Genomic DNA, 8,979 nt, shown 5'->3' on the forward strand with positions numbered 1-8,979 from the left:
AATTGCGATCGCGGCGATCGCCATCATTACCCTACCCACCCTCTTAGTCGGACTCGGGGCCTATATTTTCCCCCCAGTCCCCGGCAGCAGCTTAAGTTGGGTTCCCGCCTTTTGGACTGTCGCCACCTTTTGCGGTCACCTTACCATTGTCATCTGGCTAATGGTTGAATATTATCAGTTTCCGGTATTGCTCTTTTTAAAAGCATGGCAACGCCGCTTATGGAGGGGATAGATTTGTCGTTGGTCATTGGTCATTTGTCGTTTCTTTGTTCAAGGTCACGACTTCAGTCGTTCTTCCTTAAAAATCGGCAAATTTTGAAGCCCTAATTGTTCTATCATTTTCCAGTTTTCCCCCTCTACAGCTAAACGATATTGGAGTTGCGATCGTAAACCTTGCCATTGATGGGGAGTTAACGGGTCTTCCAAGAGGGAAATTTCTGGGATCTCGCTGTCCGAAGGGATATCGTCTCGGTAAAATAAATTTAAGCCAATGGTTGATAGCACTAAATTGGGTTGAATATCTGAATTTTCAGGGATTTGGCTACTTTCGATTAATAGGGTAATGTTTCTACTGTTGGGATGCTTTATAACTGAAGCAATAGCCGCTTCTAAGGTCGAAAGTAGATCCTCTTCCGGTTGATTCCAGTTGGGAACTAGAATTAAATTAATCTTCCGGAGATTTAATTCGTTGATAAATTGTAAGTCATTTTCCGGCTTAATTGCTTTTAAAATGGCCTGAACATGAAGGACTTGACCGGGTGATTCATGATGGTCGATTTGGACAATACTAAAGGCACCCTGAAAACCGTAACTGCGGCAAAGTTCCAAATAGGCAGGGAATTCTATGGCATAATACATGAAAGAGTTGATGTTCCAATAACTGATGTGAGTGGGGTCTTGAAAAGCACCCCGACCATCGGTGGAGGGAACGAAGAGATTAACGGTGGCCCCGGGTTTACAAATGCGCCAGATTTCATTCATAGTTTTAATGCGATCGCTCAAATGTTCGATAAAATCATGGGCACGAACTTCATCAACACTATTATCAGGAAAAGGAAAGCGATCGCTGAGGTCTGCAACAATATCCACCTCGGGCCAAGGATAAAAATCTACCCCAATATATCCCTCCGGTTTTCGAGGACCACATCCTAAATCCACCCGAATTAGACCCGAGGAATTTAACGGAATTTGCACCTTTGATATCGCCGCTTGATTTCGGGCGATCGCCCGTCCGCCTCCCATCAGCGAACAAAAATATTTTTCCTTTGTAAAAGGCTGTTGCAACACCTCAGTTAAGTCATAAGCTTGTTTATATGAGATTTCCTGCGGAATTCCCCATTTTTCCTTGAAAATTTCCCAATTTCTGACTAACAGTTCTTGCCGATAACTAGCGCTTTTATTTTTAAACGTTTTGCTGCCAAAATGATGAATAAAACATCCTCTGGCAATCGCTGACTTAAATCCGGCTAAGGCCGAACGAATACAAAAATCATCATCCTCAAAATTCCCAATTCCATAACGGGGGTCTAAACCACCAATGGTATCAATCACCCGGCGATCAATCATCAGGCAAAACCCCACAATCCGCCAAAAATATAATAACTCTCCCGCATTTTCCCGACTCCATTGAGTGGCAAATTCTTCTAACCCGTTCGCCGAATCAGTCTCGTAATCTACAGGGTCAATATATTGTAAACCTGAAACATAATTACTCACCGGACCGATTAACCCTAAACTCGGGTCTTTTTGTGCTGCACTGAGCAGATATTCTAACCAACCGGGAGTGACTACCGTATCATTATTCAGTAAAACAATATATTCTCCCTCTGCTAATGCCATTCCATGATTATTTCCCACGGCATAGCCTAGATTTTCACTATTTAAAATAACTTTAACAGTCTGACAGAAACTCTTGACATTCTCACTATCTTGCCCTTGAGCTTCCTGCCACTGTCGTCGGACTGAAACGAAATAGTCATCGGTACCATCCCTAGATCCATTATCAACGAGAACTATTTCATAAGGAGTTTTAGTGTAGTTTTGAATACTTTCTAGGCATTGTCTCGTATAATCAAGCTGATTGTAGGCCAGAATAACCAGTGAAACCAAAGGTAGATCGGTTGAGGGTTCAGGCTGTGGATTGATAGATGGGACGAGATGAGTCACAGTTGGCTTTCTCCCGAATGGGTTTGCTAGGCTTCTAGTTTACCATTTTCAGGGGGTGTGGAACCGGAGGAAGGACGAAAGAGAACCTCGATAGAGTAGAGGTTAGAAACCGGATTTCTTGACCAAATTTATGGCTTCTTTGCAGCCCATTCCGAACAGAAACCCGGTTTCTTGTCCCCCTCATCTCATCCAGTTCCGATGCGATCGCGTTACTCACCAAGCCGGAGAATAGATGACGGGGCCAAATTAGGGTCGAGGCAAACCACCCGGTTCGCCTCTTTTCTGCCCATAGAATGCTTACAAATAGTTTTGAATCATCTCTCGGTACAGACTTTTTTGCTTAACCCCCCGCACTTGATCCACTAAGCCTTTATCCTTAAAAAACTGCACCGTTGGCGTTCCGGTTACTCCGGCATTGTCGGCAATTTCTTGATCTGCTTCAATGTCAATTTCAACATAGTGAACCTTGCTATCAAACTCATCAATCACTTTACTGAGAATCGGTTTCAAGGTATGGCAAGGACCGCAGGTGGGGGCGGAATATTTGACCACAATCAGCCGATCGCTGTCATGGTACAACTTCCGCAAGGCAAACCCGCCCACATGGCGCGTTGCCGCTGGGTCGAAATTCTCTTCTGTATCGGATTTTTGTTCCTTTTCCGGTTCCGGCGCTTTCTCCGATGCTTCCGTTTGATGGAACTCCTGAACTAACCCATTCGCCGATAACCACCGTTCCGCTAACATCGCCCCCATACAACCCGTTCCCCCTGCGGTAATCGCTTGGCGAAACTCATGGTCTTGCACATCTCCAGTTGCATAAACGCCCTCAACACTGGTTTCAACGCTGCCATGTTTCGTGACAATATATCCGACTTCATCCAGTTCCAATTGCCCTTTAAATAGCTGGGTATTCGGAGTATGACCGATCGCATAAAATAATCCGCGAACCTGCAAATCGGTTTCTTCTCCGGTTTGGATATTTCTAACTTTAATCCCCTCCATCCGGTCCTCGGTTCCGAAGATATCCACCGCCTCGGTATTCCAATGAACCGTAATTTTGGGGTTCTTCAATACCCGGTCTTGCATTGCTTTTGAGGCCCGCATTTCTTCCCGACGGACTAACAGGTGAACATGGGTCCCATATTTGGTTAAATACACCGATTCTTCCGCCGCCGTGTCTCCGCCACCAACCACCGCTAATGCCACCCCTTTAAAAATGGGACTGGCGCCATCGCAAATCGCACAGGCAGAGACGCCTCGACTCCAGAACTGGTGTTCACTCGGAAGTCCCAACCGTTTGGCAGTGGCCCCTGTGGCAATAATCACCGTATGGGCCTTAATTTCTCGTTCGTCTGAACGGATCACAAAGGGCCGCTGACTCAAGTCCACTGATTGCACATCTTCCATGTACAATTCGGCCCCCCAGCGTTGCGCTTGGAGTTTCATCCGTTCCATGAGTTTCGGTCCCGTAATCCCTTCGGGAAACCCCGGGAAGTTCTCCACTTCCGTTGTGGTCATTAATTGTCCACCGGGAATGCCTCCCATCTGGAACCCTTCAAAAACGACGGGTTTCAGATTCGCCCGTCCTGCATAGATGGCGGCAGTGAATCCGGCAGGGCCAGATCCGATAATCACAACGTTTTCTACTGCTGGATTTGTCATGGATTTATTCAAACTCGTAACGACTTCACTTTAGATTAATTATATCAACCTGTTCCTCATTATCAGTGATTCAAATCACTTTACGGCCCTTAATTCTTTAGATGTTTTTTGATTGCTGTTAACAATTAACAATTGGCAGTTAGCAGTTTAGTCAGCCAACCGATTTAAGAACCAATCAACCCTAAAATAGGAACATCAAATCTAAGCTGTAGGTGAGATAATGAAACGAGTGTTAGAACCGGAAGTGATGGATACATGGGAGGATGCTACTGCGTATGACGCGATGGATTTTGTGGAGGTGAATACTGCCTTTGCTGAAACGGCGATCGCACTCGGTCCTGAGTCGGCAGTGGTACTGGATGCGGGAACTGGGACGGCGCGAATTCCCATTTTAATCGTGCAGCGTCGTCCTCAGTGGCACATCAGGGCGATCGACCTGTCGCACAATATGTTAAAAGTGGGACGGGAGAATGTCCAGTCTGCAAGGGTACAAGACCAAATTCAGTTAGAGTATATCGATGCGAAACAGATGCCGTATGGGGATAGCACATTTGATATAGTGATTTCCAATAGCATCATCCATCATCTCCCGGACCCGATGCCTTTTTTCCGAGAACTGAAACGAGTTTTAAAACCCAATGGGGGGATATTTCTACGAGATTTAATGCGACCCTCGGATATAGAAACCGTGGATAAAATTCTGGCCAGAATTGGGCCAGAATATAATGATTATCAGACCCAGTTATTTCGCGATTCATTGATAGCTGCATTTACCCTAGAAGATGTAGAAAACATGATAGAAATGGCGGGATTAGAAGGAATGAAAGTTTATGCGTCTTCGGACCGTCATTGGACTGCGGAACGTGCCTACAGAGAATAAGGGTTTGATTGGGGCAGGTTAAACCGGATCCGCAGAGGGTGTTTAACCCCCTGTTAATCGGGTGATTGGGGATTTTGATTATTGTTCCAAATAGGCGATCGCTGTTAAATGGCACTGATAGGATTCATTGCTAAAGCAGACAAATCTAACTTGAGAAATCGCAGTATTTTTGGTTAAAAATTGCTGCACCGTCTTGACTGCAATTGTAGCAGCGCGTTCCATTGGAAAAGCATAAACTCCCGTACTAATTGCCGGAAAAGCGATAGTTTTTAGCTGATGTTTTTCGGCTAACTTTAAACTCTCATAATAACAGCTTGCCAGCAATTCATCTTCATGATGGTTGCCACCTTGCCATACAGGGCCAACCGTATGAATCACATATTTTGCCGGGAGATTGTACCCGCGAGTCATCTTAGCTTCGCCGGTTTTACAGCCGTTCAGAGTGCGACATTCTGCCAACAAACGGGAACCTGCCGCCCGGTGGATGGCACCATCAACACCGCCTCCTCCTAATAGACGGGTATTGGCGGCATTGACGATCGCATCGACCTGTTGTTTAGTAATATCGCCTTGGATTACAGTGATTTTATCCGTCATAATGGTAGGGTTGTTGTGAAAGAGAGATTCCTTTTATTTTATGAAAGAATTGAAGAAATGGAAACAGTTGCGATCGCGCCTAGTCTTCGACAACCAATGGTGCAAAGTTCGCCAAGATGAAATTGAACTGCCAACCGGCGAAATTATCGATGATTTCTTTATCAATGTCCGTCCAGATATTGCCCTAGTCGTTCCGGTTACCACCCATCAAGAAATCGTATTTGTGCGCCAATATCGGCATGGAGTGGGAGAAATCTTGTTAGAATTACCTGCCGGTGCGTTCAATCCGGAAAACGAGAAAGCAGAAGCAGCAGCAGCGCGTGAAATGACCGAAGAGACAGGTTACCATTGCCCGAACTTGATTGAACTCGCCACCCTCTATGATAATCCCGTTAAAGACACCAATGCCATTCATATTTTTTTAGGCAAAGATGCGGAAAAATTGGGACAGCAAATTTTAGATATTACCGAAGAGATAGAAGTTGTTTTAGTGCCAGTTGAGAAAGTCTTGGAAAAAATCATCCAGGGAGAAATCTGCGTATCTGGAAGTGTCGCCGCCGTATTTTTAGCCTTAAATCACTTAAAAATAACCCCATAAATAAAACTCCAAACCCTCCCACCCCACAAAAAATCTAGTCGGATTTATCCGATGTAGGGGCGATTCGCGAATCGCCCCTACAGACGGGGATTTAAACCCCCGTCTGTCCTCGCTACTACCAACCCCAACTGCCGGGAATTCCCTTAAAAGGTCCAACAATATCAGAAGTAACCCAACCCCCATAAAACCCACCGGGTTGAGGTTGGACTTGTTCCCCATCTACATAGCAAACATCCATCATTTCTGGATAGAATGCCACATAATTTGTAATCCCCTCAAATTCGGGAGTTGGACTCGCATAGAACCAAGCACAATTAGGCGCTTGTTTTTCCTTAACCGTCACCGTGTAATATCCCGCAGACCCTTTCCACTCGCAGAAACTACTCCGAGGCATTGGACTGAGATATTCCATTTTGATATCTTCAGGAGGGAGATAATAAACCGGAGGATGACTCGTTTCTAGGACTCGCTGGGCATGGTGAGTATCCGCAATGATTTCGCCATTAAAGATGATTTGGATATGTTTAGTGACCTCTTCCAACCGAGGAGGACGGGGATAATCCCAGACCGATTCTTGTCCAGGACCGGGTTCAATTCGTTGTGGGTGCATGAGTATTTAAAAGATAAGATGGGTTAATTATAGATGATTTAGAGTTCGGGGAAAAGCATAGCAGTCCTTTATTCCGACAATGGATATCGGAATGCCTAGCCCAATTTTCAATTTTATGTCAGAATGAAAGAAAAAGTCAAGGGAGGGTTCAGCCATGACTTTAACGGTAGGGCAGCAGATCCAAGGGGGTCTATACACCATTGAAAAAGTGCTGGGGAGAGGACGGTTTGGGATTACTTATAAAGCGAAGGATGCCGCAGGAAATGCCGTGGCGATTAAAACCCTTAATGACAGTTTGCTGCATCAACTGGGTCCAGAAGAAATTAAAGACCTAGAGAGCAAGTTCTGGAATGAAGCGGTGAAACTGGCTAAGTGCAGTCATAATCGGCATATTGTTCAGGTCCAGGAAATCTTGAAAGAGGGGGATGTGCCCTGTATTCTCATGGAATATATTGATGGAGTGGATTTAGCCAGTCGCGCCCAAAAGCAGTTACCGGAAAAGTTAGCTTTGCGATATATTCAGCAAATTGGCGAGGCGTTGATGGAGGTGCATTCTCATCAGTTACTGCATCTGGATATTAAACCGGACAATATTGTATTGCGCGGGGGGACTGCGGAGGCGGTGTTAATTGATTTTGGATTAGCAAAGGCGTTTGACCATCCCTTGACCACTACCCGCTATAGTGCGGAGGGATATTCTGCCCTAGAAATGTATTCCCAAAAGAGACCACGCGGCGCTTATACTGATGTGTATGGATTGGCGGCGACTTTGTATGAATTGCTGACGGGACAAGTGCCGGTGAGTGCGATTAAACGGAAAGATTCTGATGTGGGATTAATTGCCCCAAAACTATTAATTCTCAGATCAGCGATCGCACGAATCAGGCTATTTTAAAAGGACTGGCCCTCGATGGAGGCGATCGGCCCAAAACCGTGCAGGAATGGTTAAAATTATTAGGCGTGAAAAAACCGATTCCCCTGCCTAATTGGGATGCAATGGAATGGTGCACTGCCGTCATTGCTGCGGGGACAATTGGACTGTTAATGATTGGATTATTGACCTACTTAAACTCAAATTCCCCACCACCACCTAACCCCGCGCCTCCCACATCTAAGACTATCCAACCCTAGGGACAGGATTGTAAACAACAACAGGCGGGGGTTTAACCCAACGCCTGTAGGGGCGATTCGCGAATCGTTCCTACAATTTTAAACCCTGCTGGTGTGGAGGACTTTTCCATGCAATAGTTGACAAATCTATCTGATGTGTTCTATAATTCGCCCAATGAATTGACTGAAATTAACGGTAACTTTCAACCCAAATATAATAGGTTTTTAAATCATGGCTTTACAAGAAGAAATTGATAAAACCAGGCAAGAAATTAGGACTGATAACTATTCTATGTCAATTGGAGAGTTGATCAGCTTGTATGAAAAGAATGAAATTGATATTCACCCCGATTTTCAACGGTATTTTCGATGGTCCCAGCATCAGAAATCGACCTTTATAGAGTCAATTTTATTAGGCATCCCGATTCCTGCTATTTTTGTTAATCAAAGAGAGGATGGGATTTGGGATGTTATCGATGGATTGCAGAGACTCTCAACAATTTATGAATTTGTGGGATTGTTGAAACCGGAGTCTACGGATGAAGAGACCTCTTTTGTTAAGTTACAAGAAACCCACTATTTACCTTCATTAAAAGATAAAAAATGGAATGACCCCAACGACCCGGATAATTCTTTGAATTCAACTCAGCGGTTATTGATAAAGCGGGCCAAAATTACCGTAAATATCATCGAAAAAGAAAGCGACCAGATGATTAAGTATGAGTTGTTTCAGCGACTCAATACTGGAGGGTCGATCGCCACGCACCAAGAGGTTAGAAATTGCATTCTTTTAATGTTGAACAAAGACCTCTATCACTTGATGCGTTCTTTGGCCGATCGCCCATCCTTTAAAAATTGTATCGCCTTAAGCGATCGCCTCTATGAACAACAGTATGATATGGAGTTAATCTTACGGTTTATTCTTCTGTTTGATAGAACCGAAGAAAACCTCAAACAACTCGGCGGGGATGTTAGCGAATTTCTAACCGCTAGAATGCGGGAAGAGGCTCTTAAAAATGGTTTAGATTATAGCCATATCGAGGAAGCCTTCGATGTTACCTTCAATCTTCTGGATCAGACGATAGGAGATGATAGCTTTAAGCGATATCGAAAGGAAGATGAGAAATTCCTGGGAGGCTTTCTCTTATCGGCCTATGAAGTGGTAGCACTGGGGATTGGATACCATTATAAACATCCCCTGCCCCCGGACCAAATCTTGCAACAAATCAAAATGATTTGGTCAGATTCAACCTATAAAAAATGGTCGGGTGCGGGCGTCAATGCAGCCAGACGGTTACCTTATTTGATACCCCTGGGAAGAAAGGGTTTTTCTCCATGAAAATCCGCACCGCTGAA

Annotated in this window: 8 protein-coding genes and 1 pseudogene; 5 read left to right on the forward strand and 4 right to left on the reverse strand. The window is 44.7% G+C overall.

Translation table 11 applies throughout. The annotated features are described in order from the left end of the window. Window positions 1-232, forward strand: a pseudogene (locus J0895_RS12395) (hypothetical protein); the annotation flags it as partial. A gap of 44 nt (window positions 233-276) precedes the next feature. Here J0895_RS12395 and J0895_RS12400 read toward each other — a convergent pair. Both J0895_RS12400 and trxB read right to left on the reverse strand, forming a co-directional pair. Continuing rightward, a complete protein-coding gene (locus J0895_RS12400; RefSeq protein ID WP_207088402.1) occupies window positions 277-2,109 on the reverse strand; it encodes a glycosyltransferase in 1,833 nt (610 codons plus the stop codon). A 354-nt stretch (window positions 2,110-2,463) separates the two neighbouring features. Then, window positions 2,464-3,828, reverse strand: coding sequence for a thioredoxin-disulfide reductase (gene trxB / locus J0895_RS12405; protein WP_207088403.1), 1,365 nt, complete (start codon window positions 3,826-3,828; stop codon window positions 2,464-2,466). 220 nt (window positions 3,829-4,048) lie between these two features. On the opposite strand from trxB, the gene J0895_RS12410 reads away from it, so the two are divergent. Then, on the forward strand, window positions 4,049-4,708 hold the full coding sequence (locus tag J0895_RS12410) for a class I SAM-dependent methyltransferase (RefSeq protein WP_207088404.1): 660 nt from the start codon (window positions 4,049-4,051) through the stop codon (window positions 4,706-4,708). 78 nt (window positions 4,709-4,786) lie between these two features. On the opposite strand, the gene J0895_RS12415 is transcribed toward J0895_RS12410, so the two are convergent. Then, window positions 4,787-5,305 carry an O-acetyl-ADP-ribose deacetylase gene (locus J0895_RS12415; protein ID WP_242541247.1) on the reverse strand — a complete coding sequence of 173 codons (519 nt, stop codon included), beginning with the start codon at window positions 5,303-5,305 and terminating at the stop codon, window positions 4,787-4,789. 40 nt (window positions 5,306-5,345) lie between these two features. Between J0895_RS12415 and J0895_RS12420 the strand changes: the two genes are divergently transcribed. Beyond that, window positions 5,346-5,903 carry an NUDIX hydrolase gene (locus J0895_RS12420; RefSeq protein WP_207088405.1) on the forward strand — a complete coding sequence of 186 codons (558 nt, stop codon included), beginning with the start codon at window positions 5,346-5,348 and terminating at the stop codon, window positions 5,901-5,903. Window positions 5,904-6,018: 115 nt separating this feature from the next. On the opposite strand, the gene J0895_RS12425 is transcribed toward J0895_RS12420, so the two are convergent. Next, window positions 6,019-6,513 (reverse strand): DUF427 domain-containing protein, encoded by a 495-nt coding sequence (locus J0895_RS12425; RefSeq protein WP_207088406.1) that lies wholly within the window; start codon window positions 6,511-6,513, stop codon window positions 6,019-6,021. Between the two features lie 154 nt (window positions 6,514-6,667). Between J0895_RS12425 and J0895_RS12430 the strand changes: the two genes are divergently transcribed. Together J0895_RS12430 and J0895_RS12435 are read left to right on the forward strand one after the other, a co-directional pair. Continuing rightward, window positions 6,668-7,408, forward strand: coding sequence for a serine/threonine protein kinase (locus J0895_RS12430; RefSeq protein WP_207088407.1), 741 nt, complete (start codon window positions 6,668-6,670; stop codon window positions 7,406-7,408). Between the two features lie 447 nt (window positions 7,409-7,855). Further along, window positions 7,856-8,962 (forward strand): DUF262 domain-containing protein, encoded by a 1,107-nt coding sequence (locus J0895_RS12435; protein ID WP_207088408.1) that lies wholly within the window; start codon window positions 7,856-7,858, stop codon window positions 8,960-8,962. Window positions 8,963-8,979 lie beyond the last annotated feature (17 nt).

Origin of the sequence: Phormidium pseudopriestleyi FRX01, assembly GCF_017313335.1 — a bacterium.
Classification (GTDB): domain Bacteria; phylum Cyanobacteriota; class Cyanobacteriia; order Cyanobacteriales; family Laspinemataceae; genus Laspinema; species Laspinema pseudopriestleyi.

Coding starts and splice junctions, on each gene's coding strand:
- trxB (WP_207088403.1), bottom strand. CDS start 3,828: ATGACAAATCCAGCAGTAGAAAACGTTGTGATTATCGGATCTGGCCCT.
- J0895_RS12430 (WP_207088407.1), top strand. CDS start 6,668: ATGACTTTAACGGTAGGGCAGCAGATCCAAGGGGGTCTATACACCATT.
- J0895_RS12410 (WP_207088404.1), top strand. CDS start 4,049: ATGAAACGAGTGTTAGAACCGGAAGTGATGGATACATGGGAGGATGCT.
- J0895_RS12425 (WP_207088406.1), bottom strand. CDS start 6,513: ATGCACCCACAACGAATTGAACCCGGTCCTGGACAAGAATCGGTCTGG.
- J0895_RS12420 (WP_207088405.1), top strand. CDS start 5,346: ATGAAAGAATTGAAGAAATGGAAACAGTTGCGATCGCGCCTAGTCTTC.
- J0895_RS12435 (WP_207088408.1), top strand. CDS start 7,856: ATGGCTTTACAAGAAGAAATTGATAAAACCAGGCAAGAAATTAGGACT.
- J0895_RS12415 (WP_242541247.1), bottom strand. CDS start 5,305: ATGACGGATAAAATCACTGTAATCCAAGGCGATATTACTAAACAACAG.